Here is a 26469-nt window from a genome sequence, read left to right as displayed (position 1 = left end):
ATGCAAATGACATTCAGATGGTTCGGCGAGGGAAACGATACCGTTCCCCTTAGCTATATTAAGCAAATTCCAGGCACGGACGGCATCGTCTGGTCGCTGCATGACGTGGCGGCTGGAGAGGAATGGCCGCTGGAACGGATTTTGGAGGTAAAGCGGCAAGCGGAGCAAGCCGGCCTGCATATCGATGTCGTTGAAAGCGTTAACGTACATGAGGATATTAAGCTTGGCCTGCCCTCTCGCGATGTGTACATCGAAAATTATAAGAGGACGATCGAGAAGCTGGCCAGCGCCGGAGTCAAAGTGATCTGCTACAACTTCATGCCGATCTTCGACTGGCTGCGCACCGATCTGCACAAGCCGATGGGCAACGGCGCAACGGCGTTATTTTATGACAATAGCCGGATTGCAAATGCCGACCCGTTCCAATTGGTCAAGGAGATTAATGCAAACTCGGCGCTCACGATGCCCGGCTGGGAGCCGGAGCGGCTTCAGCATTTGACAAGGCTGTTTGAGGCTTATCAGGGCGTAACGGAAGAGCATTTGTGGGAAAATCTTCGTTATTTTCTAAATGAAATTATTCCTGTAGCTGCCCGCTGCGGCATCCGAATGGCCATTCATCCGGATGATCCGCCGTGGTCAGTGTTCGGTTTACCGCGCATCATGAACAGTCAGGAAAACTTCAGAACGTTTTTAAAGCTGTACGACAGCCCGTATAACGGCATCACGCTCTGCAGCGGCTCGCTTGGCGCGAACCCGAGCAATGATATTGTTGCAATGATCCATGAGTTTGCGGATCGCATTCCGTTCGCGCATATCCGTAACGTTCGCGTTTACGAAAACGGAGACTTTATCGAGACCTCCCACCGGACGCAGGACGGTACAGTCGATATCGCCGGAATCGTACGCGCTTATCATGAGATCGGCTTTACGGGCTATGCAAGACCCGACCACGGCCGCCATATTTGGGATGAGCAGTGCAGACCGGGGTACGGCCTTTACGATCGCGCTCTCGGCATTATGTACTTATGGGGGCTTTGGGATGCTTATCAGCTTGCGGCGGCTCCCTCTAGAGAGCGGGTGGCGCAGCGATGACACAGCTTCCGAAGCATGAATCGCTTGTTGGCAAGGTAGCCGTCATAACCGGCGGCGCCGGTGTGCTGTGCCGCGTAATGGCGCTTGAGCTGGCCCGCCAAGGCGTTAAGGTCGCGATACTCAATCGCACGGCGGAGAAGGGTGCGGCTGTAGCCGCGGAGATTAAAGCTGCCGGCGGAATAGCGATTGCCGTTGCTTGCGACGTGACAAGCACGGAAAGCACCAGAGCAGCCGGCGCAGCCGTGCTCGAACAGCTCGGCCGCTGCGATATTTTGATCAATGGCGCAGGCGGCAATCATCCGAGTGCGAATACGACGAATGAAACCTTTAAGCCCGAGCATCTGAACGCCGACAATACGACGACGCTGTTTAACTTAAGCGTTGACGGGTTCCGCAGCGTCATGGATCTCAACTTTGTCGGCACGCTTATTCCTACTCAAATATTTGCGGAGCAAATGCTTGGCAAGCAAGGCGCAGTCATCATTAATATTTCTTCCATGAGCGCTCCGTCGCCGATGACAAAGGTTCCTGCCTACAGCGCGGCCAAAGCGGCGATCGTCAACTTCACGCAGTGGCTGGCCGTTCACCTTGCTGAGGCCGGCATTCGCGTTAACGCGATCGCCCCCGGCTTTTTCCTAACGGAGCAGAACCGCAAGCTGCTATTGCATGAAGACGGATCATTGACCGAGCGTTCGGGCAAAATCATTTCGCACACCCCGATGCGCCGCTTCGGCAAGCCGGAGGATTTGTTAGGCGCATTGCTTTGGCTCGCCGACGAGACAACCGCCGGCTTCGTCACGGGAACGACGATTCCCGTTGACGGCGGGTTTTTAGCTTACTCGGGCGTTTAAAGCGGGAACTGCCGATCAATCGCTCTTTCGTTCTCCTCCTCAAATTCCGTTTTCTCCTCCGTATGAGTTGGGCAGCATTATGCCACCCTACAGGAGGAAAGGAGGAGGAATCGCAATGACATCGTCCAAAAACCGCCGTGAAAATGCTTGGCACCAGCGAAAGCATACGCAGCAGCCGCATGGCAAAGTGAAGTCGCTCGAAGAGTTAAGCCAAGAAGGCGAGAGCTCTAAATCCAAACAAGAATAATAAGCTCAGGCTTTTCTTTGAATGGACAAGCAAAACCTCCAACCCGCGCGAATGCCCGGAATGGAGGTTTTGTTTATTAGCAGATCTTTACGAGAACATTCGCCCGCTCTTCCCTTCACCATCTCATTCACGCGCATATGCGCGGTCAAACGCCGCCGCAGCCGTGAAATCCAGTTCCGTGAGTCCGCCGTCATACCAAGTCGTCATGCGGAGCGTTACCATTTTGTAATCGATGGATATAAAGGGGTGGTGATTAAGCTGCTCGGAAGCCTGCGCTACAAGATTTACAAAGTCGATGCCGTTTAAAAAGGTGCGGAACCGGTATTTCTTGACGATCCACTTGCCATCCTCCCGTTTCCATCCGCCGCTTGCAGCCAGCCTCACTTCGATTTGCTCTTCAGTAAGCTTCATTCGATTTACTCCCTCCGCTTTTTCATACTGTTAAACTCTATTATACAATAGTCGCCTACAGCAGAGCGGCCAAGATACGTTTCGCGGAGACGTTATTAAATGAAAGAAAGGGGTCCCGGCAGCGGTTCCGCTTCTGAGACCCCTTCTTTTTTTAAGGGAGTGAACGCAGCTCATAGAGGTCGCGCACATTACATTCGATCGTGTCGGCTATGGCGATCGCTGCTTTGAGAGGCATGATTCGCTTGTTATCGATATAATCGCCTATCCGCTCTGGTCTAATGAGCAGCGCTGCCGCCAGCTGCTCCTTCGACATGCCGCTTTCTGCCAAGCGCTGCTCGAGCAAACAGTGACCAAGCTCTATTTTCATCGTACTGCACCCTCCAATAGTAGAACGTACAACACTAGTTTAACCAGGCCGGCCTTTTTCTATGAACATCCATTACCGGAGTGTGTCCGTTCGATTAGCTGCTTGAGCTAACTCTCTCTTTCGTATAGCGATTAGCCGGAATCGGCAGACCCAAGTTGCCGCGGAGCGTATCGGATTCATATTCTGTACGGTAAATGCCGCGCTCCTGAAGAATAGGAACGACCAAATCAACAAAATCGTTCAGGCCGCTCGGAATGGACGAATGTATAATGAAGCCGTCTGCCGCACCTTCCTCATGCCATTGTTGAATAAGATCCGCAACCTTCTCCGGCGTGCCGACAAACTGACCGCGCGGCGTAGCCGATTGGAGCGCAACCTGGCGAAGCGTCAAATGGTTGTCCTTCGCCGCTTTCTTGATTTTGTCCGTGCCGCTGCGGAAGCTGTTATGCCCAAGATCGCCAAGTTCCGGGAACGGTTCATCCAGCGGATATTGAGAGAAATCATGATGCTCGAAGAAACGGCCCAAGTAGTTTAAGGCATTCTCTATCGTAACCAGCCCGGCCAGCTCTTGATATTTACGCTCAGCCTCCTCTTCCGTACGTCCAATAATCGGCCCGATGCCGGGAAGAATAACGATATCATCTGCCGAACGGCCTTCCGCTACCGCCCGATCCTTAACATCCTTATAGAAGGCTTTCGCTTCTTCAATGCTTTCGTGACCGGTAAAGACGGCATCTGCCGCCTTGCCCGCCAGTTTCTTGCCGCTCTCGGACGAGCCCGCCTGGAAAATAACCGGATGACCTTGCTTCGAACGGGCGATATTAAGCGGGCCTTGAACGGAGAAATATTCTCCTTTATGATCTAGACGGTGCAGCTTCGACGGATCGAAAAACACGCCCGTTTCTTTGTCTCTTATAAAAGCATCGTCCTCCCATGAATCCCATAATCCGCGCGTCACTTCCAAATACTCTTCTGCGATTTTGTAGCGCTCATCATGCGTCGGGTGACCGGTTTTGCTAAAATTGCTCGCCGACCCCTCAAGCGGGGATGTAACCACATTCCATCCTCCGCGGCCGCCGCTAATATGATCTAACGATCCGAACTGTCTCGCAACGGTAAACGGCTCGCTGTAGGAGCTCGACAACGTTCCGACTAGTCCGATTTTTGATGTAACAGCCGCCAAGGCGGACAAAATCGTAAGCGGCTCAAATCGATTTAAGAAATGCGGAATCGATTTCTCGTTAATGTACAGCCCGTCAGCGATAAAGACGAGATCGAATTTACCTGCTTCAGCCGTCTGTGCCTGCTGCTTATAAAATTGAAAGTTTACGCTCGCATCAGCGGGAACCTCAGGATGCCGCCAAGCCGACACGTTGCCTCCTACACCATGAATCAATGCGCCAAACTTAATTTGTTTGCGGTTCGCCATTACAAACAACCTCCCAAATAACATATGGTTATAACTTTATTAGTTTCAGAACGTCACACCTGCAATAGCGCCGCTTCCCTCAATTGAAGCCGATAGCTCTTCACGAGCGTCTCTCCGTTCATAAGATCCTTATCGAATGCCCGCTCGAAGCCGAGCCGCTCATACAGCCTAACGGCTGAATCCATCATATCGGATGTATGGAGATGCAGCGTTTCTGCGCCTAAGTCCCTTGCCAGCTTTGCGCTGGCGCGTATGAGCTCCGTCGCAACGCCATAGCCGCGTGCATTCTTCGATACAGCAAGCAGACGAATGATCGGCGAATGGATATGAAGATCAGGCAATCCATACGCAGCTTCAGAAGAATCGAACAGGAAGACACTTCCCACTACCTCGCCATTCAGCACCGCGACTAGCCGTGCCTTTGTGACCGCGCCGTCAACGGATGCCAGGATGCTTTCTTTATACTGATTCCAAAGCCGCTCCGGAAGCACTTGCTCGTATTGACCATAAGCATCCATCAGCACTTCCCGGGTCGCATCGCGATCCGCAAGCTCGGCATTGCGGATGATTACTGCTTTACCTGACATGCTCCTCCACCCGCTCTCCCAAAATTGATATCAATTGCTCTAAATGGTGCAGCTGGAGTTAAGCGAGCCTGCTTCACCCTGCTTAATCCGGCGAATTTGTGCTAAATGAACTTGAACGTGAGCGACAAAGGCAGTCACAATAGCGGTTATCGCAACCGGCTGGCCTTTAAAATTAATGCCGGTCTTACTCCATTCTTCCTCCGTCAGGCGGTTAAACAGCAGGCTGTTATACTGCACCAAAGCCCGGGCGGCAATAAGAATATCCTTCGCATCGCCCTCATTTGCCTTCTGGCCGGACACCCAAGCATCTTGGTTAAAGGCTGGCAGCCTTACCTCAGAGCCGGACAATATTTCACGGATGCGGAAGGATACGACGATGCTGTGATCAACGAGATGGGCGAGCACCTCTGTCACGCTCCACGACTCGGGAGCTGCCTTCCATTTCAGCTGTTCATCCGATAATCCGTTAATTTCCTGCTCAATTTGATCATACGCTTGTAAATACGCTTGAACATCGACAGTCGACTGGCTCATATAAGCTCCCCCTTATGAATAGCAAAATGGATTGTCCTTATGACTTAGGGAAACGGCTAATTTCGAATAAGCTCAGATCATAGCCCGTCTCCTTCTTTTCGATTTTATCGGCCAAAATTTCACCAACGGCGCTTGCGAATTTAAAACCGTGACCGGAGAAGCCACCGGCGAGCAGCACATTGGCATGCTCCGGATGGGCATCAATAATGAAGTTCTCATCGGGCGTGAGCTCGTATTTGCATACCGCGCTATGCAGCAGCCTGCCTGCAGCGCCGGGAACAAAAGCATCGAGGGCGCGGCGAAGATCTTCCTCGTCTTCCGGATAAGCGCCAAACGGTGCGATCTTGTCGCCGGGAGACCATTCTCCCCCCGTATCATGACGGCCTATTTTGATGCCTGCGCCTCCGATGCTCGGAAAGCCGTAATATACGCCTGCCGCTCCGCCCCATGTAAAACCGGGAAAGATGCCGGCATCGAAAGCCGGCGAGCCCGTTTCAAACCACCCTACCACCTTGCGGACCGCACGAATCGGAAGCGATACGTGATCCGAAAGCATTTTGAACCAGGCACCGACAGTAATGATGATTTGCGGAGCCGTAAAATTTGCCTCTTTCGTATGCACCGTTACGCTTACAGGATTCGCTTGAATACCGGTAACGAAGCTGTTCACGAGCAGCTCTGCACCAGCAGCCAGTGCCTGCTGCTTATAAGCAGCTACGCATTTCTCGCTATATAAGTAGCCTGCATTCGGCTCAAACATACCTTGAAAGGAATCTTGGAGCTGCACACCCGGAAATCGGCGGTTGATCTCTGCCGCGCGCAGCAATTCGACATGAACGCCGTTCGCCACGGCATCATCAAGCCTGACTTCATAATTATAGAAGCTCGTGTCCGCGATGTTCAGAACGCCTGACCGCTCCAGCAGCTTCTGGCCGGTTGCGTTCTCTAATTGAAGCCACCGTTCATCCGCCCGCAGCGCCAGCTTCACATACGTATCGCCGCCATGATAAGCATGCCGGATGAGCCGCGGCTCGCCATGATGGCTTCCCATGCTGTGCGGTGGATCGAAGGCATCAATGAGCAATGTCTTTGCCCCGCGTGCCGCCAGCTCATAACCTGCGCTCATGCCCATCGAGCCGGCTCCGACGACGATGACATCATATGATTTCGGAATGTGGTCGTCCTCCCGGCAAGCTCTCCTCCGCCAGCTTGCTCAAAGCGTCAGCCGCAAGCGTAGCAAAGAACAAAGCAGCGATTGGCAAAGCCTTCTCATCCAAATCGAATGCAGGGTGATGCCATTCCTGCGGACCGTCCGTTCCAAAAAATACGAACAGCCCTTCCGTCTCCTTCAAATAGAAGGCGAAATCCTCCCCTGCCGGGGAAGGCGCCGGCTGAACAACAGTCAAACCGAGAGCCTCAGCCGTTAACGCGGCTTGATCGGCCCATTTCTGATCATTCACGACTGCCGGCGGCCCTTCAATCCATTTTACTTGCGCCTTAGTCGCGAAAGCCGAAGCTACACCGTTCACGACCTGTTCGAAGCGCTCGCGAACCGTGGTGCGGACATGCTCGTCAAATGTGCGCAGCGTCCCGTCGAATACCGCCTTCTCCGGAATGATATTCCATGCCGTTCCCGCGTGCAGCCTTGTCACACTGACGACTGCGCTGTCAAGCGCGCTTACGCTGCGGCTGACGATCGATTGCAGCGCCGTAATGATATGAGCCGACGTTACAATCGGATCATTGCCGGCCTCAGGCACTGCTGCATGACTGCCGCGGCCTTCGACCTCCACGGCGAAGCCGTCGGCTGCCGCCATGATCGGACCGCTCTTGATGCCGATCGTTCCGACTGGCAGGTCAGGCTTGTTATGCATGCCGAACACCGCGTTCACGCCTTTCAGCGCTCCGCTTGCGATGAGCTGCCCCGCACCCTTTGCCTTCTCTTCGGCGGGTTGGAATAGAAACCTCACCGTTCCTTGCAGCTCCTGCTCCCGTTTCTTCAGAAGGAAGGCTGTTCCGAGAATCGAAGCGGTATGAAAATCATGGCCGCAAGCATGCATCCTGCCGGCAATTTTAGAAGCAAACGGAAGCCCCGTCTCCTCCTGGATCGGCAGGGCGTCTATATCGGCACGAACCGCAACGACCGGTCCGCCGTTAAAACCTCCAACCTCAGCGATTACGCCGGTTTTGAGTCCATAATCGACAATCCGAATGCCAGCCTCCGTCAGCCAACCGCGTATGGAAGCCGTCGTCTCGAACTCCTCGTGGGACAGCTCCGGATTCTCATGCAGCTGACGCCTGATCGCTACTAGTTGCTGTTCAATCGTTTCAACCGGGAACCCGCTCATACTAATTCTCCTTCAAAGGCTTCCTTGAGAAGCTCAAAGGAACGAATGCGTTTGGCGAAATCAGGTATGATCGTCGTAAATACGAACTCATCCACACCGTATTGCTCTTGTATTTCTAGCAGCCGTTTGCGAACCGTTTCCTTCGTGCCTCTCGTAATATCCGCCTCTCTTTCTTCAGCCGTGTAGGTCTCGCCCGCTTGTCTGGCGAATTCCTCAGCTTGCTCAAGCGATCCGACATTGACCGTCTTGCCGCTTGCAAGCGTTACTCTCACATTCTTGAAATGTCCCGCTAACGCATTCGCTTCCTCCTCTGAATCCGAAGCAATAACGGACAGAGCGAGTATCGTCTTCGGCTCTCCGCCAAGCGAGCGATTAAAATTATTCCGGTACGTATCGAGTGCTTTGCGAGCCGTATCCGGATCGTTGTTAATGAATAGGGCGAAAGCATACGGATAACCTTTCTCCGCAGCGAGCTCCGCACTCGTAACGCTGGTGCCGAGCAAATAAATGTCGGCAGGCTGCTTCGGCAGCGGGCTCGCTTCGAGGCCCGCAAGCGGATGCTCTATGCCTGCCGGCGCATGGAGCAGCTGCTCAAGCTCCGTTAGCTTCTCATCCAAGGTAGCGGCTTCCGCTACGCCCTTCTGCAAAGCTTTCGTGGACCGCGGCAGACCGCCCGGCGCGCGGCCTATGCCCAGCTCAACCCTTCCCGGCGCCAATGAAGCAAGCACGTTGAAATTTTCCGCTACTTTATAAGGGCTGTAGTGCTGAAGCATGACGCCGCCTGAACCAATCCGTATCGATTTCGTTTGAGCCAGCAAATAAGCGATTAGCACCTCTGGCGAGGATCCCGCCATGCCTGGCGAATCATGATGCTCCGATACCCAGAAGCGCTCGAACCCCAGCGTTTCCGCCAGCTGTGCCAGCTTGACTGTATTGCCTAGCGCTTCCGCAGCTGTCTGCCCGGGAAAAATAATACTTTGATCCAGAATGCCAATTTTAAGTGACATATGGTTTCACTCCTCTATCGGTTAGATGGAATAGACACCTTCAGGTGTGATCCGCTTCAAAAATTGCTTCGTTCTTTCTTCTTTTGGATCATTAAAAATTTCGCTCGGCTTGCCTTCTTCAACAATGACGCCCCCATCCATAAACACAACGTGGCTGGCAACATCCTGAGCGAAGCTCATTTCATGCGTTACGATAATCATCGTAATGCCTTCCTTTGCGATTTTGCGGATAACGCCGAGCACCTCGCCAACGAGCTCCGGATCGAGCGCCGATGTTGGTTCATCAAACAGAATGACCTCCGGATTAAGCGCAAGGGCGCGGGCGATGCCGACGCGCTGCTGCTGCCCGCCAGAAAGCTCGCTTGGATACGCATCAAGCTTGCTTCCGAGCCCAACCTTCTCCAGCAGCTCGACGCTTTTTTGGCGAGCCTCATCCTTCGGCAGTTTCTTGACGACAATGAGGCCCTCCATCACATTCTCAAGCGCTGTCTTGTGCCGGAATAAATTATATTGCTGGAACACCATCGCTGTTTTCCCGCGAAGTGTATGAATGTCTTTTTTATCGGGACGCTTGCAATTCACGTTGAAATCGCCGATAGAGATTTGACCGTCATTCGGTTTTTCCAAATAGTTGATGCAGCGCAGCAGCGTCGTTTTGCCCGAGCCGCTTGGCCCGAGTATGGCTACTACCTCGCCCTTCTCAACAGTAAGGTCTATTCCTTTCAGCACCTCATTGCGCCCAAAACTCTTTCTAATCTGTGTCAGCTTAATCATGAAACACCGCCTCGGTTGTAAAGGTTAAAGCGCTTCTCGGCTAACGCGGTCAGCCGCTCGATCATAAAGGTTATTGCCCAGAAAATAATAGCAGCTGCGAGGTAAGCCTCGAAAAACTTCCAGTTCGTTGTCGCAACGATTTGCGCCTTCGCGTTAATTTCCACGACCGACACCGTAAAGGCCAGCGTCGACCCGTGCAGCATGCCGATAACACTGTTCGATAAGTTAGGCAGGCTTGCCGCAAATGCTTGAGGCAGCACGATTCTTCTCATCGCCTGCGAAGTTGTCATTCCGATAGCATAGGCCGCTTCGATTTGTCCGCGGTTGACGGCCAGCAAGCCTGATCTCACTACCTCCGACATATAAGCGCCCGCCGTAATGGAAAAGGATACATATGCGAAACCGATCATTGGAATGGAGACCGATCGGAACGATAATCCGAATGCTTCAGCAATAGCGTCAACCAAAATCGGCAATCCGAAATAAATGAGCAATAAATGCGTTAACATGGGAGTTCCGCGAATAAAGGTGACATACGATGCAGCGATAGGGTGCAGGACAGGAACCTTATACAGCCTTATGACAGCAACGGCCGTTCCGATCAGGAGTCCGCAGAAAACGGAAACGGCCGTTATCGCCAAAGCCGTCGGGACTGCGGTTAGCAGCTGAAGAAACGCCGTCCATATGAATGCAAAATCAAGCTTCATTTTCCCTTCCCCCTCTAATAAAGCCCAGCCCTACTGCGAACCGCCTTGTCTTAGCTTTTTTCACGCGAGTCTCTTTCTCTTCTGATACTATGCGGCTCTCGTGCTTCAATAGCTTGCGTTCGATAAGATGAAACAGCTTCTCTAGTCCGAAGCTAATCATAAAGTAGATAATAGCCAGTGAAATATACGTTTCAACAAAATGTCTGGACATGACAGCTAGCGTCTGCGACTTGCCCGTCAATTCCATAATGCCTAACGAAAAGGCGAGCGACGTATCCTTCAAATTAGCGATAACCAGGTTGGCGAATACCGGGACCGAAATGGCCATCGCTTGCGGAAGCACGATTCTCGTGAAGGCTTGAAATCCCGTCATGCCTACCGCATAAGCAGCCTCGACCTGTCCGCGATCCACTGCGCCGACAGCAGCGCGGATCATTTCCGCCATATATGCTCCGCTGTGCAAGGCATAAGTAAGGATTACAAAATACAAAGCCGGCACTTTAGCAACATCCACGTTAACAAGCTTCAATATCTCGGGAAGACCGTAATAGAACAAAAAAAGCTGAATTAAAACTGGAGTGCCTCTAAAAAAAGAAAGGTAAACCTGCGAAAACCTTCTTAGAACCGGAATCTTATAAAGCTGGGGAAGGGCGACGATAAACCCGACGCCCAGCCCGATTACGATCGAACTCACCACAATGAGAAGAGTGATTTTCAAGGTAGGCAGCAGCTTTACTAGATACTCGAACACATAACTGATATCAAATGGTTCTCCCACCTTAGCCATCTCACCTTTCACCGCGATTATTTTTCTTCGGAAGTAAAGTCATTGCCCAGCCATTGTGAGCTTAGTTTAGCAAGCGTACCGTCTGCTTTAAGCTCTTTAATCGCTCCATCGACTGCATCGGAAAGCTTCTTCTCTTCAGGATCATCCTTACGGAACATGAACAAGATGTCCGCTTCGCTAAGTGCCGGACCTACCGATTTAAGCTCTTTCTTCGGATCGATAAGCGAAAGCGTGAAGTCTGCTGCCAGGAATGCGTCTACGCGCCCGGATGTTACTTGCGCTACAGAATCGTTTGCGCCGCCGTTTTGGTACACGATTTCAATCGCGTTGCCGTTTTCTTTGTTGTAATTTTCAAGAATCGTCGATTGTGCGCTCGTTGCTGTCGTCAGCACTTTTTTGCCTTTCAGATCATCCAACGATTGAATCGAATCATTGTCCTTCGCTACGATAATTTTGTTTCTCCAGTGCGCATACGGCTCCGTGTTGAACAAGTATTTCTGTTCGCGTTCCGGGTTCTTCTCCATCTCATGAGCGACCAGATCGATTTTTTTCGTTTCCAAGCTTAGAAGCAGGTTCGTAAATTCAAGCGTTTGGATATCAAACTCGTAATCGGCAAGTCGTTTATCGATTTCTCTTACAAGCTCTACATCGAAGCCGGTCAGCTTACCGTTCTCGTCAATAAAGCAAACGTTAGGAAATTGCGTCCCTGTCCCTACGACGATCTTCTTTACTGCATTAGAGGCTTCACCGCTTGCCGCTTCCGTATTAGCGCCGGCATTGTTCTTGCTGCTGCCGCAGCCTGCAAGCGTGAGAGTAAGGATTAGTGCGATGGATGTAATGAATAATTTTTTCATTTTGATTTCCCCCAAATAATTAAGTGTTTAAATTCTTATAATTCCTACCTGTTAAGTAAGGATTAGCAATGGATTCACTTTACCACCTGACGATAACCTTCGTCAATATCATATAGAGATCTTCTATAAGTCAATTGAATTGTCCGATTGAACGATTGTCCGCGAGCACAAAAACGACCTAGCCGACTTAAACGCCTGGCTCCCTTCTCATCCATGCCTTTTACTGGGTGCTTCACTCCAACCATTAGTTCGATTTATGCTGCTTAAATGCTGAGTTCACGCCACAGTCTGCTCATTAGTTCGATTTTGGATGCTTAATCTCGCCTTTTCGAACGTTCCCCTCAAAAAGCGTCATTTAGCTGCACAAAATCAAACTAATCGACCTCATTTCAAGCGACAGCTTGAATTAGTTCGACTGAACCGACTTAACGCACGACTCCCCCTTCTCATCCATGCCTTTGACTGGGTGCATAACTCCAACCACTAGGAAGATTTTAGCTGCTTAATTGCTGAGTTCACGCCGCAGTCTGCTCATTAGTTCGATTTTGGATGCTTATTCTCGCCTTTTCGAACCTTCCCCTCAAAAAGCGTCATTTAGCTGCACAAAATCAAACTAATTGGCCTCATTTCAAGCGACAGCTTGAATTAGTTCGACTAAACCGACTTAACGCACGACTCCCCCTTCTCATCCATGCCTTTGACTGGGTGCATAACTCCAACCACTAGGAAGATTTTAGCTGCTTAATTGCTGAGTTCACGCCGCAGTCTGCTCATTAGTTCGATTTTGGATGCTTATTCTCGCCTTTTCGAACCTCCCCCTCAAAAAGCGTCATTTAGCTGCACAAAATCAAACTAATCGACCTCATTTCAAGCGACAGCTTGAATTAGTTCGACTAAACCGACTTAACGCACGACTCCCCCTTCTCATCCATGCCTTTGACTGGGTGCTTAACTCCAACCACTAGGAAGATTTTAGCTGCTTAAATGCTGAGTTCACGCCGCAGTCTGCTCATTAGTTCGATTTTGGATGCTTAATCTCGCCTTTTCGAACCTTCCCCTCAAAAAGCGTCATTTAGCTGCACAAAATCAAACTAATCGACCTCATTTCAAGCGACAGCTTGAATTAGTTCGACTAAACCGACTTAACGCACGGCTCCCCTTCACCGATGCCTTAGAACGCAGCCGATATCACAGTCAAAATAAAGATCGATGCCGATTAGGCGCGCATATTGTTCAGCAGCCGCTTCCGCCTATTATTTTTCGCTTAAACAATAAAAAAGTCCGCTGCTTCAGAAAGAGCAGCGGACGAACATGCATAATCACACTATTCCAATCGGCTTTACTGACAAAATAAATGTATCATGGCAGCCGCTCATCGGATAATAGAGCTTTTCTATTGCAGCTTTCAAATTGCCGATAAGCTCAGCTTCGCATCAGCTAATTGCTTGCCAATATCCGTAATCGCATCAAGCAATTCAAGATGCTCGCCATGATGCGAGATGAGATTGGTTTGCAAGGAAATGCCTTCTGTCTCGGGCACGAGAATCGGATAAAGCTTGCCGGCATGCATTTCCTGCTGGGCGCACAAGCCCGGAAGAAAACCGATACCCGCCTTCTGAATAACGAGCTTCTTAGCCATTTCGGAATTATCCGTTTGGATTTGAATATTGGGCGGTATATCCAGATGCTCGAAAATACGATGAATACGAAGCCAATCCAAGGAGCCGCATTCAAAAAATACGAGCGGCTGCTCAGCGATCGCTTCGATCGTCAGGTTCTCCAACGTTAAAAAAGGATGCCCGTCATATACATAAAGCCGGATCGGGTCTTCATAAAACTTGACCGATTGCAGACTGGGATGATTCACATTGCGGACAAAGCCAATATCGACTTCCTGGCTAAGCACCTTATTCATAATCTCATCCGTAGTGCTTGTGACGAACTTATAATGAGTATTCGGAAACTTCTGCTTTAACCGGGGCAGCAGGTCGGGAATGATATAATTGGAGACCGATACGGTACAGCCGATTCGGATTTCATTCGGAAGCGACTTCTTCTGATTGATATGCAGCTTACCCTTCTGGTAAATGAGCAGCAGCTGCTGCGCATACGGCAAAAACCGTTTGCCATCCTCTGTAATTTGGACCTGCTTCCCCTGCCGGTCGAACAGCTTGCAGTCGAGCTCCTGCTCAAGCGACTTAATCCGTGCCGTTACAGAAGGCTGGGACAAATAAAGCGCGTCAGCCGCTTTATTAAAACTTCCGCAATGTATGACGTAGACGAACGCCTCGATATTTTCAATATTGATTTGAAACACCCCCGCTCCTTCAATACCAACTAAACCAGTATGAATATATTAATTTAAAATAACAAACGAAAGGCCAGCTGTCAATAAAGGCTGCTCGGAAATCGCTGAAACAAAAAAAGCCGTTGAATGAACATCGTTCACCCACGGCTTCAACCTATTACGAATTCAATCCTTATATATCTGTTTCTATCGTTATGAACCTCGATTGATATGCAGCTCATTTCACTCATCAGCTTTAGCGCGGTAACGACTTATTGCTTATTTGGCCGCTGCCGTTATCGCCTCTGAATCTCAGAAGAAGCTTGCGCAGATAAGGCAGTACAAGGAAATCACAGCCGAATTTCCCCGCGTTCGCCCCAGCCGCGAATATGAGCATTCCGATCAGCATGAGCCATGGGTTGGTCGATACGGTGCCTGCAAACATAAACATGAAGTTCATCAATAGACCAAAGAAAGCGGCGGTTGTCGTAAGCGCACCAAGGATGAGCCCTATTCCCACCAAAATTTCGCCAAACGGGATGATTACATTAATTACTTTTGCATTCGGCAGCGCAAAATGCTCAAGAAACGCGGTAAACGTCGGATATACTAACTCATTCGTTCCTCTATCCACCACCGGGCTGCCGATAGCTCCCTTCAAAAATCCGCTGGCATCGAAGCCTCCCAGCTTATGCCATCCCGCGCTCAACCATTGCCAGCCCAAGTATACGCGCAGCAAAAGCAGAAATCCGGCTGCATATTTGTTTTCGCTTAGCCATCTGATTGCCATGACGATCAGCTCCTTTGCTATGATCGGTCCTCACTATCCGCCTGCACGACCGCTAGTATGCGGTCTAATTCACAATACAGCATAATCGATATGCCTTTTCTATTTCTCTTCTTATACCGAGATCGTTTCAATAAGCTCCTGCAGCTTGCTCGCCGAGCGATGCAGCAAGGCCCTTTCTTCCTCCGTAATCGGAATATCCAGCACTTCTCTCACCCCTTGTCGGTCGACGACACAAGGAACGCCCATATACACACCGGATAAACCGTGGTACTGCTCGACTAGCGTAGACACATTGAGCACAGCCGACTCATTGCGCAGAATCGCCGTTACGACCCGGTCTAATGCAAGGGCAATCGCATAATAAGTCGCGCCCTTCGCTTCAATGATTTCATAAGCCGCATCTCTCGTATGTGCGAATATATCCGATTTTTCTTCCTCGCTGAGCGTTAGTGGCGAACCTGCCACATTGGCCAGGCTCCATACCGGCAGCTCGGAATCGCCATGCTCCCCGATAATATGAGCATGGACGCTTCTCGGGTCCAGCTGCAGCCGCTCGCCAATGAGGTAACGGAAACGAGCGCTGTCTAGCAGCGTGCCGGAGCCGATGACGCGACGGGCCGGCCAACCCGACTTTTGCCAGCAAAAATAGCTCATAATATCTACCGGATTCGTCGCAATCAGCAGAATGCCGTCTTCATTGTATTTCAACACTTCCGAGACGATGCTTTCATAAATTGCAACATTACGCTTCAATAGATTTAATCGGGGCTCTCCGGGCTTCTGCGCCGCTCCGGCGGTAATGATAACGATATCCGCATCCTTGCAGTCCTCGTAGGTGCCAGCCCAAACCTTGGTCTGTCCCAGAAACGGCAGCCCGTGATTCATATCGAGCACGTCCCCGACGGCTTTGCCCGCATTCGCATCTATAAGCACAAGTTCATCCATCCGGCTGCGAAGCAGCAGCGTGTATGCTGTTGTAGACCCCACCGCACCTACGCCAATAACGACAACCTTTGTTTTTTTCATTGTTATTCCACCTCTTCAAATGGTTTATTTACGAAATAATACATAACTCCCATAAGGATCGAACCGCCAAATAAATTACCGAGCGTCACCGGCAGCAGATTATGAATCATGCCTCCAACCGAAATCGTGCCCGGATGGTGCAGGACGAGCGCAATCGCGAAGGTGCAAAGATTAGCTATGCTGTGCTCATAGCCGGAGATGAAGAAACAGAACACGAACAGCATCATGGCGAACAGCTTCGGACCATCTCCCCGCAGCGACATCGGAACGAAAAATGCCAAGCAGACGAGCCAGTTGCAAAGCAGTCCACGGAAAAACAATTCCATTACCGGAGCGTGAAGCTTCTTCTCAACAACGCTGAGCAAAAATCCGTTAACCGATGCATCCTTGAACAATCCGGTTGCCCAGATTAGCAGTGCGAAAGCTACTGCCCCTAGAAAATTACCCGCGTAGCTCGCGCACCATAGCTTCAACACGTTAGCCCAGCGCATTTTGCCACGGAGCGCGGTGAAGGTATAGTAAAAAGTATTGCCGGTAAACAGGTCTCCTCCGCCGTAGACTATCAGAACAATCGCTGCTCCGAACGTGATCGCCGCCATCGGATAGGTGAGCGGACTATGCGTGACATAGAAGAAGCTGCCTGTCTTGAATGCTACGATTACGCCGAACCCGATAAACATACTGGCCAGCATCGCTCGCAATATATACCTCAGCTTGCTTGTAAGAAACACCTTTTGCTTCTTCAAAGCAAGCTGTTCGACCCTTCTCAAAGGAGCATGCTCCACCTTGATTGCCTCCTAAAGTTTCGTGCAATTTCCATTGCCATACCTTTATTCTAAGGGGTTATTTTCCATTTGTATGTCGGGGAACTCCCTGAACTATATTTCAGGGTTTTTACGTGAAAGCCGCGAGATATATAGGGAGGTTCCCCGATTTTTTTTGCAAATGAACATAAAAAAACAAGGGTGCGAACACAGCCCTTGTTTTTTGGGGTAACTATTTCTTGGCATAAGTTTTTGTTACGCTACAGTCATTTGAATTTCTTCATACTTCTCGTCAAATGAGATCCGAAGCGTCTTATTGTCCAGATACCACAAATTATCTTCTTCTATATAAAAAGTAACGCCCTCCTCGTTCACGCTTAGGCCAATGCTCCTTGGCTCATCTTTAACGACGCCAAGCGAAAGACCCGGATGAACGCTGCCGCATCCGCCCAAACGGACATAAATGCGAATGAATTCTCCGTCGGAAAGACCCATTTCCGTCTTATACCAACGCGCTGCTGACTGCTCCACCACTAATTTCATCGCGGTCATCTCCTCCCACTGCATACTTAATTCCATCATTACGAATAAGCTTGAAGGTGTCAACCCTTCAATTATAAACTTACGTGAATAAGCTAGTCTCTATGAATGCCTTTTCCATCCGGAGTGTAAAAAAAGACCACTATACGGGCAGTTATGCCGCATTGTGGTCTTCCTCTGTTTAAATCTGCTTATTTTCGATCCGCTTCGCATAATGATTGATATATAACCGATAAGAGCTTCAGATACTTCTATCAACATTCCCAGTGTTAATTACTATTTCCTCTAATACAGTTTGCTATCGTGTTCTATAGCCTGATCAATGAAAAATTCAGGAAGCTTCAAATCCTTGGAAGTCTGCTTATTAGCAATGTCGAGAACAATTAGAATGAATTGCATATGATCAGCCGTTTCTTTCAGGTCTATATTTTTTCGCTGAGCATCATTTCATGGATCACGCTTTCCTTGTGAGGCTTATGCAGGATTTAGCGAATAACGCAACTGAACAATATCGCCGCCAATGGACTTGAAATCAAGCAGCTTGATTTCTTTATATTCGTTGTGTTCCTGATTTAGCAACAGGTTGATTCTGATAAAATTTCCGGCCTGTTTGACGTATTCCCACAAGACCGGACTAGTTGTTTTTATGGATAATGCCATCAGAGCTTCTATTCTGGAAAAATCAAATGTGGAGTTTATTGAATATTTGCACGTTAACGAGTTATTTGCAGGAATCAGCCTGCCTTTCACGAAATTGTCCGAAAACAGGAAGTATTATGCGCAGGCTCTGAAAGCGGGCGAATATGCTCAAAGAAACCGTCTGGACTTTTGTTTGTATGAAAAGTATATGTTGAGTTTTCTTACGGAGCTGATTATTTCCCAGAGAGATATTTCTGATTTCTGCCATCCGGCTGTTATGAAACTAAGAGAAGAGGACCGAATTCATGGAACGGTTTTCGTAGAGACGTTGAAGCCTTATCTGTATTACACAGATTCCCCGAATGAGGCCGAGAAGGTCCTTAATATTCATCGCAATACTTTGTTCTACAGAATCAACAAAATCAAGCAACTTACGGGGGCTACGCTGGATAACGGGGATGAGCGTTTTCAGATTTATTTTTCCATAAAATTACTTGAATAAGGGTGCAGTGGAGCTAGATGACAGAGGTCCAAGTTCTTTAAAGAACAAACTACTGAACATGCCCAGCATTCAAAAAACAGCAAAAAAAGCAAACCCGCCCAGCCGGTTTGCTTCCATTCCTTAATTGTGTTTCCGCTTCAAGCCGCCGGCATCCATCTCCAGCTTCACTTCCTCCGGAAGTTTTTTCGAGGCGCTCGGTACTTGTCTGGTTTTCTCATTAATGTCGTCGGAAGAGCAAATGACGATGCTCACCTGTCCGCCATGCGCATAGGCCCGGATTAGAATCGGCTGGTTGTATTTATTTTGGAATACAAAATCGGGGCCATACCAGCTTACGGTCGCATCACGCCCGGGCGGCACATATTTGACATTCCGGCTATGGGAATAGCGCTCGATTATTTTCAGACCGGCACGATCTACGGCATTGAAGAGCGTCGACGATATTTGGCATATGCCACCGCCGATATCCTCCGACATCTCCCCTCTGACGATAACCGGAGCACGGAGATAACCCTTTTCCTTCGTACGCTTTCCGACAACCTGATTGAATGAAAACCGCTCTCCGGGAAACACGACGGTATTGTTGATCGCTTTTGCCGCTAACCCAACGTTATGAGAGCGGTTCTTGTTTCTCGAATTGTAATATGTAGCATATTGCCCGATCCTTTTAACCTTTATGATTGAGAGCAGCTCGCTGTCCACTCTCGGATAAGTCGTCAGCAAAGGTACCTCGAGCCGGGAAATTCCCCCTTCAAAAATAAAGCTGTAAAATTGCTCCGTAAACGACCTTCGGTCAAGCTCGCTTCCTGTATGCTCAGGCAAAACTCTTCCGGCTCCGTCAAGCGTGGCATTAACCGGCGGCTTCTGTACCCGCTTCTCTAGATCATCCATCGATTTATTTAGCTTATCCTGATCAACGAGCGGAATTCCAGACAAAGAATCGCTATACTTAGCCCTATTCATCTCTAAGAGTATATGACCCTCATGCTCGATAATCAAAGGATCAGGATAATGCCCTTGCTGAAACAGAAGGTATATGGCTAAAATCCACTGCAGCCCCATTGTCGTTAATCTCCCCCATACATTAGTATCCAAGTTAGTATGAATCTTTTTGGACAGAACCATACATGATCTAATAGCTACATAATTAACGGCGGCTTTGCTGAAAATAGAAAAAAAAATGGAACGGAGGGCAGCAAATGAACCGAATATGGAAGCAAACATCAGCTGTGATCACGTTAGTTCTCATTGGGCTGCTGACCGTACAACCACATTCTGCTCTTGCTCAGGCGTTAATTCAGAAGCCAAAAATTACGGGAGAGAAGAGTCAGCAAAACACGATTATAATGACCGTTCGTTCAGGACAGCATGCCGCATTCATCAGCGATCTCCAAATCGAGAGCCGGGAAATCAATGCCGCTTTGCTTGAGGCTAAACAAACGCCTGCCGCTGAAGCCGTATATTTTCCCGATATCGATATAGCGCTGCTGCTATTGGACGGGACGAAGCATTTTCGCTTGGAGCGATCAGGGAATCTTTGGAATGAAACGACGGCCACAACAACGATTTTGCCTAAAAAGATTTCCGGAAAGCTAGTCGGACTAGCGGAAGCGCTGCGGATGCAGCATTATGGAAAGCTCCTTACCTGGCAGCAATCAACGCAGCTGCTCCCTAACAAAAGCTTCTTCTCGGTAACTGAGCTCGAAACGGGACTAACATTCCGCGTCCAGCGGCGGGCGGGAAGCGATCATGCCGACGTTCAGCCGTTAACGAAGGAAGATACGCGCATTATGAAGCAAATTTATAACGGCAAGTGGAGCTGGAGAAGGAAGGCTGTGCTGGTTCACTCAGACGGCGAATGGATTGCAGCCTCGATGAACGGGATGCCCCATGGCGGGGACGGCATTCCGGAGAATGGCTTCTCCGGTCATTTCTGCATTCACTTTCTGGGCAGCTCAACCCATAAATCCGACAGCCCGGATCCCGCTCACCAGATGATGGTTCATAAGGCGGCCGGACAGACAGAACGCTATTTTGACTCCGCCTCTCCGCTAATACAAGCCAAAAGCTTCGTTGAAGTCGTCTACCATAAGGATAATGAATTGCTGCTGGCGCTGACAAAAGAACTGCCGAAGGAAAAACTCGCTTCCTTCCAGCAGCTAATGGAATCGCTGGTCTCGATACGGGAGCTGACTCCGCCAAAAGCGAAAGGAAAGGCCAAGCCCGATGACAGCAATCTGGGCGAAGCGCTAACGACTGAAATTAGGCTGCCGGTCTCGATTCATCAGCTTAACAAGCCCCGCTGGAACGGCAGCTACACCTTTCTTTTTAAACGTGAGTCTATAGGCTCGCCTTGGCGTATCCAAGATGTTTTAATGAATTGACGATGAGTGAAATAAAAAATCCCCATAGCTGCGAGATATCCGAACGAACCGGAGTATCCTTAGCTATGGGGTTATTCTTTCAAACCCGCTGAAATATGCGCGCTGGAATATCAGCTGTCAGATAACGTTACCTTAGCCACACCCGTATCAATCGTTAAGCTCATTTTCTTTGCCGCATTTAAGCTTGCTAACGCTTTTCCGGGGATGCTCACTTCCACCTCATGGACTGAGGCATCCGCATTTACCTTGATAATGACCAGATGATCGCTTGATGCTTCAACTGCATCTTGAAGCTTCGCATCGTCTACAACGGCTGAAGCTTTACCGTCCACAATCACGGCATCAACCGTTACTTGATTGCTTGCAGGCGCAGGCGGCGGTATGACCGGATTAGCGATAAGGATAATCAGCTTCTCCCCTTTGACGCCAGAGCCATCCGCTGCTGTCGCAACGACCTTAACCGTGCCTTCCGCTGCCGCATGCAGTACGCCGTCCGGCCCGATCGTTGCCAGATTCGTAGGGCTGCCGTCGGCATCCGTAACCGACCATGCAACTGACTTATTCGCAGCGGTATCCATAAGAACCTCCGCGTTCATTTGAAGCGTACTGCCTACTTTTACTGATTCCGCTTCACCTGCCGCTGTTACGGTAATGGCAGTAACGAGAGCATTGATATAATGGATGCTCGGGGCTGGCGGCTGCGCCATTGCATCTCCCAAATAGAAGCTTGGGTGCGGCGGCTGATTGTAGCCGACATTTTGCCAAGCTACTCCTAGACGGTAATTCGGATCATGCATCAGCGTGCGTATGCGATAGTCCGTCTCATCTACAGTAGAATAAATTCTAAATTCGCTGCTGTCCACGGAGCGCCACATGATTTCCTCCCGCCAATCACCGAATAAGTCGGCCTGCAGGCTAGGGTTTGCTTTCAACGAGTTGTTCGAAGCCGCGCCAAAATCAAACTTCCACGCCTGCGGCTCTGCTGCAGGCGTGGCCTTCGCTTGCTGGATTGGCAATCCTGCCAAAATCGTGTAGACAACCATAAATACTGCCAGTGTTAAAGACATGCTCCGTTTCATTCGGTTACTCATGCAGCGTAGTTCCCCTCTCATAAATGGGTTAAAATAAGCGGCAAACATTTCCGAGGAAAGTGAGTATGGTGCTAAGAACAGTTATAAGAAATATTTACCTCCTAATAGTAGCTCCAAAAGAATGCGCTTACATTACAAAAAACCATAATGTTTGTTCAATTTTCCGTGATTTTCGCAAAAACGGTACGCTGTACGGAGCGTGCGAGTCTTCCCTATGTGCCCGATCGCTTAAATTTGGACTTGGTCCAGGTGACCATCGCGACAAGCAGCAAAGGAAACACATATGCAATCGAAACATATAGCGGATGTATCGTCGATACCGTTTCCTCCCACTTGGTCATGCTTTCAGAAAACAAGAGCGAGAGCAGCATATTAATCAAAGCAATCGGATAGATGAGTAGCTGGTTATCGCGTAAACGCAGTATTTGGGAAATCATTAGCGACAGCACATATAAGGTTACCGTAACTTTCATATATGATCCTGCGATTAAAGCCATCGCGATCACGGATTCGATTCTTTCGATGATATCGGCAACCTGGATAATGCGCGCAAACTGATACAGGGAATATTTTCTTTCGCCTGCCATAGGGCCGAACATCATAATCGTGCATAAGACCGATATGATTAAAACGACTCCGTTTAAGACGAGAGCCACATACATGGACTTGTTCAACTTATTGCTGTCCTGCTTGCGGACAAACGGCAGCAGCATGGCAAACACGACCACCTCTGCATAAGGAAAGCCGTAAGAAAAATACGCGCCAAGCAGCACGGGTTTGATTCCTTGCGACATAACGGGCAGCAGCTGTTCCGGACGATAGTCAAGAACAGCTAACAGGAAAATGACTGCAACGAAACAGAGCATGATGGTGATGATAATGATGAACATCCTGGCCATTGCTTCGATTCCGGCCTTCGCTGTAGTTGCCGCGGCTAACAGCACAATAGTGGAAAAGATATACAAAGGAGTCTCGTCCATTAACGAGCTGGTCATAAACAAGTCGACGTCGATCACGATACCGGCACACATATGGAACAGAAAGGTCAAGAAGAGAAAGCACAAAAGAAAGGTAATCCAAGAACCTACCGCCATGCGGCTGTATTCGACAAAGGTTAAGCCGGGATATTGCTTATTCAAATAAAGCATGCAGCCTAGAAGCAGCCCGCCTATCGTGCATGAAATAATGAGTGACAGCCACGCATCATTTTTGGCGAAAGAGATAAGCGGTGCCGGAATATTGATAATGGACGATCCTGTCAGAAACGTGAAAAATAAAAGGGACATTTGTCCCGCAGTGATGGGTTCGCGATTTTTCAAGATGTTCCCGCCTTTAAATAGCTGGTGATCTGCTTCGCCGTACCGGAAAATAAGTAAACGACAACCATATGCAGCCTCGGCAAATCTAGATTGGATACAAAGTCCACGCTAAAATAGACGGCGATAAGCATAAAAGCCCAGAAAGCCAGCTTTTCACGCGCCTGCTTCTGTTTGAGCTTGGGACCTTCGTATGCGATTATAAGCGCAAACAAGATAAACAGAACAATGAATTTCTCCAGCACGGACTTCCCTCCTATTTTTGTTCCGTCAAAACCGATTTGCCGGTTGTCGTCCCGGTATTGATAATTTTTATTTTTGTTTCGATTTGCAGCTGGCTGTTCGCAAAAATTTCGTGCCAGTCTTCCTTCATGCTTTTCCACAGCGAGGGGTGTCTGCTGTATATTAGATTGCCGAGGTTAATGACATCGACTTTTTTCCGTTTGAGCTCCTCATACGATCTCAGCATATCTTTCTCAATGATTTTTTTGATCCGATTGAGAAATTCCGCTTCTTCCTCACTCGTCGTTATTTGGGAGCACTTGAGCTCAGTAACGGTACCGTCTATTGCAATCGATGCTTTCACGTTGACAGACTTGTTTTTGATCACAGGAGAAAGCTGCGTGCTCGCCGAAATGACTTGAACCGTTTCTTTCATTTTCGGTTTGCCTGCCGGCTGATTTAAGCAGGGGACCTCGATGACCCCCCGTTCATACTCATCGCGCAGCATCAAGACGCTTTCCATATCCTGAGAAGACAGCTTCCCTATCATTTTCCCATTTTTTAGAAGGGCAGCCCCTGCTACCGGTGTTGTGTACGTTATTTTTTTGCTCCGGTAGAGGTATGGAATCATCGCGTCGTTGACTTGTCCTTTCAGTTGAAAGCCCAGATCGAGCAGCGTTACATTCGCCGTCTTGCCGGAATATTTGTAAGCTACTTCTTGAATGGTCAGCAGCTGCTGACCGAGCGTATTCTCGATCAGCGGCTTCGTAACCATATATTGGCTGGCCTTCCCTTTTGCAATATGGACATATGTAGTCAGGCGAAGCTCCTGATTGCGGAAGAAGAAATCGAGTATTTCTTCGAGTCCTCTCTTTTTCGCAAACTCCTCCCCGATGACGATGATGCGCATATGACTCCAATGGACTTTTCGCCCCATATGAAGAGTCAGGTCGCGCACGGTCTCGAACATCGAATCGGACTCGGATTGAATATTGACGAACGATTTGTCCTGCGTATTCTGTTTAAGGCCGGGGTTCGGTTTATACAGCTGTGCCGTCAGTTGAATATTGCCGCTCTTGCTCTTGCCTTCGTCAATTCCCAAAGACATAATGAAGACTCTTTCCGGCAGCTCCAGTTTGTTCCAGCATCCTGTTGTAGAAAGGATAATCAGAAATACAAGGAGCAGCTTCAGAAATCGGTTTCTCATCGTCTCCGTCATCCTTTTCTTCGCTTGATTGGCATATGCATATGCCTGTTGCGCGGCGAGCGCATAAGGTTCTTAATAGGAGCGCGAATCAGCACGTCCATAAGCTGCCGGGGCCTAAGCGGCGCGATTGGAGCCAAATAAGGCTGTCCAAGCGAGCGCAAGGTAATCAGGTGCAGCAGGATGAAGATCAAGCCGAACAGGAGCCCGAACCCTCCCAGAAGAGCTGCAGCGACCATCAGCGGAAATCGTAAGAGACGAAGTGCGATGGCCGTGTTATACTGCGGAATGGCAAAGGATGCAATCCCCGTCAACGCTACTAGAACGACCATGATCGGAGAGGCGATCCCTGCTGAGATTGCCGCATCTCCGATGACCAGCGCGCCGACGATGCTTACCGCGGATCCGACCGGACGCGGAAGCCTTACCCCCGCTTCCCGCAGCAGCTCGAAGAAAAACTCCATGATCAGCGCTTCAAAAAAAGCCGGAAACGGAATGCCTTCCCGTGCATCGACAATCGCCAGCAGTAGCACCGACGGAATCAATTCGGGATGAAACGTGGTTAAGGCGATATAGACGCTGGGAAGCGTCAGCGCGATAATACATGCGATTAACCGCAAAATCCGGGTTACCGATGCAAGGATGGTCCGCTGATAATAGTCCTCGCTAGACTGCAGCAGCTCGGCAAACAAGCCGGGACAAAGCATCATCATGCCGGAGCCTTGACAGAGCACGACGATCTTTCCGTCAATTAAGGCCGATGCTACTACATCCGGCCGCTCCGTATACCGGATTTGCGGAAAGGGAGAATAGGTCGAATCCTCAATAAGTTCTTCAACATAAGCGGCTTCCAGTATTTCCTTATCCTTTATGGTTTCGATTCGCCTTTTGAATTCTTCCAATGTTTCCGGATTTACGCAGCCGTCAATGTAACCGTAAACGACCTCTGTTCGACTCTCCCCGCCTCCCGACAAGGTTATCAATTTAAATCGGTGAGATTTAATGCGTAATCGGATGAGACCTAGATTTTTTTTCAGATTTTCTACCGAGCTTTCCCGGGGACCGTAAACAACCCCTTCATTGACGGGTTCGGTAATTTGTCTGGTTTGGACGCCAATGGCCTTAAAGCTCAGCGCTTTATCCCAGCCGTCGATGAAAATAACAAGATTGCCGTTCAGAATATTTAAGACGACTGTATTAAAATCATCAACAAGCATCGCGGTTTGACCAGAGACGCCATGTTCTTCAAAAAAGCGCATGAACATCTCAGGTGTAACTTCGGTTCCCGGTCCGATCTCATGGTTCACCAGGTCCTGCAGCGAAGCTTTCATATAATTAACCTTTTTATCTTCAACTAATGAATCAAAATAGGCGGAAAAAGCCTTACACTCAAGCTCAGGACCATAGCTCCACGGCAGGAATACAAAGTCGAAACAATCATGGAAGTTTTCCATTATTAACTGCCGGTTGACCTCAAGATTTTTCGAAATCGGTTTTTTTTCGGCGTCGTTGTTTCCGGCTCCCTGATTACGTAAAGTCGTACTCATCGTAGAGGTATTACCGATTGTTCCGCCGAGGGATCCGCCCTGCTCCATGTGTACGCCTCACTTTATCGTTTTTCCAGTATCGTCATTTCCAACTAAATTGTTCCCTAATTCAAATATTATTATTTACAAGAAGGTGGCAGGATAAACAAAAAAAGGGACGCG

Annotated in this window: 27 protein-coding genes and 2 pseudogenes; 5 read left to right on the top strand and 24 right to left on the bottom strand. The window is 49.3% G+C overall.

What is annotated here, in order from left to right; all coding sequences use genetic code 11:
- The 3 genes from uxuA to AC0YNZ_RS14615 all read left to right on the top strand — a co-directional run bounded on the left by uxuA (position 1) and on the right by AC0YNZ_RS14615 (position 2190).
- Positions 1-1092, top strand: a complete 1092-nt coding sequence (gene uxuA, locus AC0YNZ_RS14625) for a mannonate dehydratase (RefSeq protein WP_475827281.1) — start codon at positions 1-3, stop codon at positions 1090-1092.
- Positions 1089-1943 (top strand): SDR family oxidoreductase, encoded by an 855-nt coding sequence (locus tag AC0YNZ_RS14620; protein ID WP_475827280.1) that lies wholly within the window; start codon positions 1089-1091, stop codon positions 1941-1943. The genes uxuA and AC0YNZ_RS14620 overlap by 4 nt, the downstream gene beginning before the upstream one ends.
- A gap of 115 nt (positions 1944-2058) precedes the next feature.
- A complete protein-coding gene (locus AC0YNZ_RS14615) occupies positions 2059-2190 on the top strand; it encodes a DUF6254 family protein (RefSeq protein ID WP_220038994.1) in 132 nt (43 codons plus the stop codon).
- A gap of 123 nt (positions 2191-2313) precedes the next feature.
- Here the strand turns inward: AC0YNZ_RS14615 and AC0YNZ_RS14610 are convergent, their stop codons facing one another.
- The 17 genes from AC0YNZ_RS14610 to AC0YNZ_RS14530 all read right to left on the bottom strand — a co-directional run bounded on the left by AC0YNZ_RS14610 (position 2314) and on the right by AC0YNZ_RS14530 (position 17405).
- On the bottom strand, positions 2314-2601 hold the full coding sequence (locus AC0YNZ_RS14610) for a 4a-hydroxytetrahydrobiopterin dehydratase (RefSeq protein WP_475827279.1): 288 nt from the start codon (positions 2599-2601) through the stop codon (positions 2314-2316).
- Positions 2602-2752: 151 nt separating this feature from the next.
- Entirely contained in the window at positions 2753-2968 is a 216-nt protein-coding gene (locus AC0YNZ_RS14605) for a helix-turn-helix domain-containing protein (RefSeq protein WP_475827278.1), read from the bottom strand.
- A gap of 94 nt (positions 2969-3062) precedes the next feature.
- Positions 3063-4397 (bottom strand): LLM class flavin-dependent oxidoreductase, encoded by a 1335-nt coding sequence (locus AC0YNZ_RS14600; protein ID WP_475827277.1) that lies wholly within the window; start codon positions 4395-4397, stop codon positions 3063-3065.
- A gap of 53 nt (positions 4398-4450) precedes the next feature.
- Positions 4451-4984, bottom strand: coding sequence for a GNAT family N-acetyltransferase (locus tag AC0YNZ_RS14595; protein WP_475827276.1), 534 nt, complete (start codon positions 4982-4984; stop codon positions 4451-4453).
- A gap of 39 nt (positions 4985-5023) precedes the next feature.
- A complete protein-coding gene (locus AC0YNZ_RS14590; protein WP_475827275.1) occupies positions 5024-5518 on the bottom strand; it encodes a DinB family protein in 495 nt (164 codons plus the stop codon).
- Positions 5519-5555: 37 nt separating this feature from the next.
- On the bottom strand, positions 5556-6671 hold the full coding sequence (solA, locus tag AC0YNZ_RS14585) for an N-methyl-L-tryptophan oxidase (RefSeq protein ID WP_475827365.1): 1116 nt from the start codon (positions 6669-6671) through the stop codon (positions 5556-5558).
- A gap of 4 nt (positions 6672-6675) precedes the next feature.
- A complete protein-coding gene (locus tag AC0YNZ_RS14580; RefSeq protein ID WP_475827274.1) occupies positions 6676-7866 on the bottom strand; it encodes an amidohydrolase in 1191 nt (396 codons plus the stop codon).
- Entirely contained in the window at positions 7863-8873 is a 1011-nt protein-coding gene (locus AC0YNZ_RS14575; RefSeq protein WP_475827273.1) for an LLM class flavin-dependent oxidoreductase, read from the bottom strand. Before AC0YNZ_RS14575 ends, AC0YNZ_RS14580 begins: the two co-directional genes overlap by 4 nt.
- Before the next feature lie 21 nt (positions 8874-8894).
- Complete coding sequence (locus AC0YNZ_RS14570) at positions 8895-9647, bottom strand: amino acid ABC transporter ATP-binding protein (RefSeq protein WP_475827272.1); 753 nt, start codon at positions 9645-9647, stop codon at positions 8895-8897.
- Positions 9644-10354, bottom strand: coding sequence for an amino acid ABC transporter permease (locus tag AC0YNZ_RS14565; protein ID WP_475827271.1), 711 nt, complete (start codon positions 10352-10354; stop codon positions 9644-9646). Before AC0YNZ_RS14565 ends, AC0YNZ_RS14570 begins: the two co-directional genes overlap by 4 nt.
- The gene (locus AC0YNZ_RS14560; protein ID WP_475827364.1) at positions 10344-11132 is read right to left on the bottom strand and encodes an amino acid ABC transporter permease; all 789 of its coding nucleotides are present in this window, start codon (positions 11130-11132) and stop codon (positions 10344-10346) included. Before AC0YNZ_RS14560 ends, AC0YNZ_RS14565 begins: the two co-directional genes overlap by 11 nt.
- Positions 11133-11158: 26 nt before the next feature.
- Positions 11159-11995: a transporter substrate-binding domain-containing protein gene (locus AC0YNZ_RS14555; RefSeq protein WP_475827270.1), complete on the bottom strand. Its 837-nt coding sequence runs from the start codon at positions 11993-11995 to the stop codon at positions 11159-11161.
- A gap of 1405 nt (positions 11996-13400) precedes the next feature.
- Positions 13401-14303, bottom strand: a complete 903-nt coding sequence (locus tag AC0YNZ_RS14550; protein WP_475827363.1) for a LysR family transcriptional regulator — start codon at positions 14301-14303, stop codon at positions 13401-13403.
- A 235-nt stretch (positions 14304-14538) separates the two neighbouring features.
- Positions 14539-15072 carry a DoxX family protein gene (locus tag AC0YNZ_RS14545; protein ID WP_475827269.1) on the bottom strand — a complete coding sequence of 178 codons (534 nt, stop codon included), beginning with the start codon at positions 15070-15072 and terminating at the stop codon, positions 14539-14541.
- Between the two features lie 111 nt (positions 15073-15183).
- Positions 15184-16098, bottom strand: coding sequence for an L-lactate dehydrogenase (locus AC0YNZ_RS14540; protein WP_475827268.1), 915 nt, complete (start codon positions 16096-16098; stop codon positions 15184-15186).
- 2 nt (positions 16099-16100) lie between these two features.
- Positions 16101-16883, bottom strand: coding sequence for a formate/nitrite transporter family protein (locus tag AC0YNZ_RS14535; RefSeq protein ID WP_475827267.1), 783 nt, complete (start codon positions 16881-16883; stop codon positions 16101-16103).
- Between the two features lie 234 nt (positions 16884-17117).
- On the bottom strand, positions 17118-17405 hold the full coding sequence (locus tag AC0YNZ_RS14530; RefSeq protein ID WP_475827266.1) for a HesB/YadR/YfhF family protein: 288 nt from the start codon (positions 17403-17405) through the stop codon (positions 17118-17120).
- Between the two features lie 685 nt (positions 17406-18090).
- Between AC0YNZ_RS14530 and AC0YNZ_RS14525 the strand changes: the two genes are divergently transcribed.
- Positions 18091-18543, top strand: a complete 453-nt coding sequence (locus AC0YNZ_RS14525; protein WP_475827265.1) for a helix-turn-helix domain-containing protein — start codon at positions 18091-18093, stop codon at positions 18541-18543.
- A gap of 120 nt (positions 18544-18663) precedes the next feature.
- Here the strand turns inward: AC0YNZ_RS14525 and AC0YNZ_RS14520 are convergent, their stop codons facing one another.
- Positions 18664-19605 (bottom strand): VanW family protein, encoded by a 942-nt coding sequence (locus AC0YNZ_RS14520; RefSeq protein ID WP_475827264.1) that lies wholly within the window; start codon positions 19603-19605, stop codon positions 18664-18666.
- Positions 19606-19742: 137 nt separating this feature from the next.
- Between AC0YNZ_RS14520 and AC0YNZ_RS14515 the strand changes: the two genes are divergently transcribed.
- Complete coding sequence (locus tag AC0YNZ_RS14515) at positions 19743-20927, top strand: hypothetical protein (protein ID WP_475827263.1); 1185 nt, start codon at positions 19743-19745, stop codon at positions 20925-20927.
- A 110-nt stretch (positions 20928-21037) separates the two neighbouring features.
- On the opposite strand, the pseudogene AC0YNZ_RS14510 reads toward AC0YNZ_RS14515, so the two are convergent.
- From AC0YNZ_RS14510 to AC0YNZ_RS14485, 6 genes and pseudogenes are all read right to left on the bottom strand, one after another.
- Positions 21038-21577: pseudogene (locus AC0YNZ_RS14510) on the bottom strand (Ig-like domain-containing protein); the annotation flags it as partial.
- 27 nt (positions 21578-21604) lie between these two features.
- A pseudogene (locus AC0YNZ_RS14505) lies at positions 21605-21880 on the bottom strand (rhamnogalacturonan lyase family protein); the annotation flags it as partial.
- Positions 21881-22230: 350 nt separating this feature from the next.
- Positions 22231-23337: a GerAB/ArcD/ProY family transporter gene (locus AC0YNZ_RS14500; protein WP_475827262.1), complete on the bottom strand. Its 1107-nt coding sequence runs from the start codon at positions 23335-23337 to the stop codon at positions 22231-22233.
- On the bottom strand, positions 23334-23579 hold the full coding sequence (locus AC0YNZ_RS14495; RefSeq protein ID WP_475827261.1) for a hypothetical protein: 246 nt from the start codon (positions 23577-23579) through the stop codon (positions 23334-23336). Before AC0YNZ_RS14495 ends, AC0YNZ_RS14500 begins: the two co-directional genes overlap by 4 nt.
- An 11-nt stretch (positions 23580-23590) precedes the next feature.
- The gene (locus AC0YNZ_RS14490) at positions 23591-24763 is read right to left on the bottom strand and encodes a Ger(x)C family spore germination protein (RefSeq protein WP_475827260.1); all 1173 of its coding nucleotides are present in this window, start codon (positions 24761-24763) and stop codon (positions 23591-23593) included.
- Positions 24764-24771: 8 nt separating this feature from the next.
- Positions 24772-26355 carry a spore germination protein gene (locus AC0YNZ_RS14485; RefSeq protein ID WP_475827259.1) on the bottom strand — a complete coding sequence of 528 codons (1584 nt, stop codon included), beginning with the start codon at positions 26353-26355 and terminating at the stop codon, positions 24772-24774.
- Between the last annotated feature and the right edge of the window lie 114 nt (positions 26356-26469).

The organism is Paenibacillus sp. J2L1-98 (assembly GCF_056269405.1).
Note: the sequence above shows the minus strand (reverse complement) of the source record. Positions and strands in the feature narration are given on the sequence as shown.

What these genes read in the sequence shown, in the direction of transcription:
- AC0YNZ_RS14595 (WP_475827276.1), bottom strand. Translation starts at nt 4,984, where the DNA reads ATGTCAGGTAAAGCAGTAATCATCCGCAATGCCGAGCTTGCGGATCGC.
- AC0YNZ_RS14515 (WP_475827263.1), top strand. Translation starts at nt 19,743, where the DNA reads ATGAACCGAATATGGAAGCAAACATCAGCTGTGATCACGTTAGTTCTC.
- AC0YNZ_RS14570 (WP_475827272.1), bottom strand. Translation starts at nt 9,647, where the DNA reads ATGATTAAGCTGACACAGATTAGAAAGAGTTTTGGGCGCAATGAGGTG.
- AC0YNZ_RS14520 (WP_475827264.1), bottom strand. Translation starts at nt 19,605, where the DNA reads ATGGGGCTGCAGTGGATTTTAGCCATATACCTTCTGTTTCAGCAAGGG.
- AC0YNZ_RS14615 (WP_220038994.1), top strand. Translation starts at nt 2,059, where the DNA reads ATGACATCGTCCAAAAACCGCCGTGAAAATGCTTGGCACCAGCGAAAG.
- AC0YNZ_RS14485 (WP_475827259.1), bottom strand. Translation starts at nt 26,355, where the DNA reads ATGGAGCAGGGCGGATCCCTCGGCGGAACAATCGGTAATACCTCTACG.
- AC0YNZ_RS14545 (WP_475827269.1), bottom strand. Translation starts at nt 15,072, where the DNA reads ATGGCAATCAGATGGCTAAGCGAAAACAAATATGCAGCCGGATTTCTG.
- AC0YNZ_RS14565 (WP_475827271.1), bottom strand. Translation starts at nt 10,354, where the DNA reads ATGAAGCTTGATTTTGCATTCATATGGACGGCGTTTCTTCAGCTGCTA.
- uxuA (WP_475827281.1), top strand. Translation starts at nt 1, where the DNA reads ATGCAAATGACATTCAGATGGTTCGGCGAGGGAAACGATACCGTTCCC.
- AC0YNZ_RS14530 (WP_475827266.1), bottom strand. Translation starts at nt 17,405, where the DNA reads ATGAAATTAGTGGTGGAGCAGTCAGCAGCGCGTTGGTATAAGACGGAA.
- AC0YNZ_RS14620 (WP_475827280.1), top strand. Translation starts at nt 1,089, where the DNA reads ATGACACAGCTTCCGAAGCATGAATCGCTTGTTGGCAAGGTAGCCGTC.
- AC0YNZ_RS14540 (WP_475827268.1), bottom strand. Translation starts at nt 16,098, where the DNA reads ATGAAAAAAACAAAGGTTGTCGTTATTGGCGTAGGTGCGGTGGGGTCT.
- AC0YNZ_RS14610 (WP_475827279.1), bottom strand. Translation starts at nt 2,601, where the DNA reads ATGAAGCTTACTGAAGAGCAAATCGAAGTGAGGCTGGCTGCAAGCGGC.
- AC0YNZ_RS14605 (WP_475827278.1), bottom strand. Translation starts at nt 2,968, where the DNA reads ATGAAAATAGAGCTTGGTCACTGTTTGCTCGAGCAGCGCTTGGCAGAA.
- AC0YNZ_RS14575 (WP_475827273.1), bottom strand. Translation starts at nt 8,873, where the DNA reads ATGTCACTTAAAATTGGCATTCTGGATCAAAGTATTATTTTTCCCGGG.
- AC0YNZ_RS14555 (WP_475827270.1), bottom strand. Translation starts at nt 11,995, where the DNA reads ATGAAAAAATTATTCATTACATCCATCGCACTAATCCTTACTCTCACG.
- AC0YNZ_RS14590 (WP_475827275.1), bottom strand. Translation starts at nt 5,518, where the DNA reads ATGAGCCAGTCGACTGTCGATGTTCAAGCGTATTTACAAGCGTATGAT.
- AC0YNZ_RS14600 (WP_475827277.1), bottom strand. Translation starts at nt 4,397, where the DNA reads ATGGCGAACCGCAAACAAATTAAGTTTGGCGCATTGATTCATGGTGTA.
- AC0YNZ_RS14580 (WP_475827274.1), bottom strand. Translation starts at nt 7,866, where the DNA reads ATGAGCGGGTTCCCGGTTGAAACGATTGAACAGCAACTAGTAGCGATC.
- AC0YNZ_RS14490 (WP_475827260.1), bottom strand. Translation starts at nt 24,763, where the DNA reads ATGAGAAACCGATTTCTGAAGCTGCTCCTTGTATTTCTGATTATCCTT.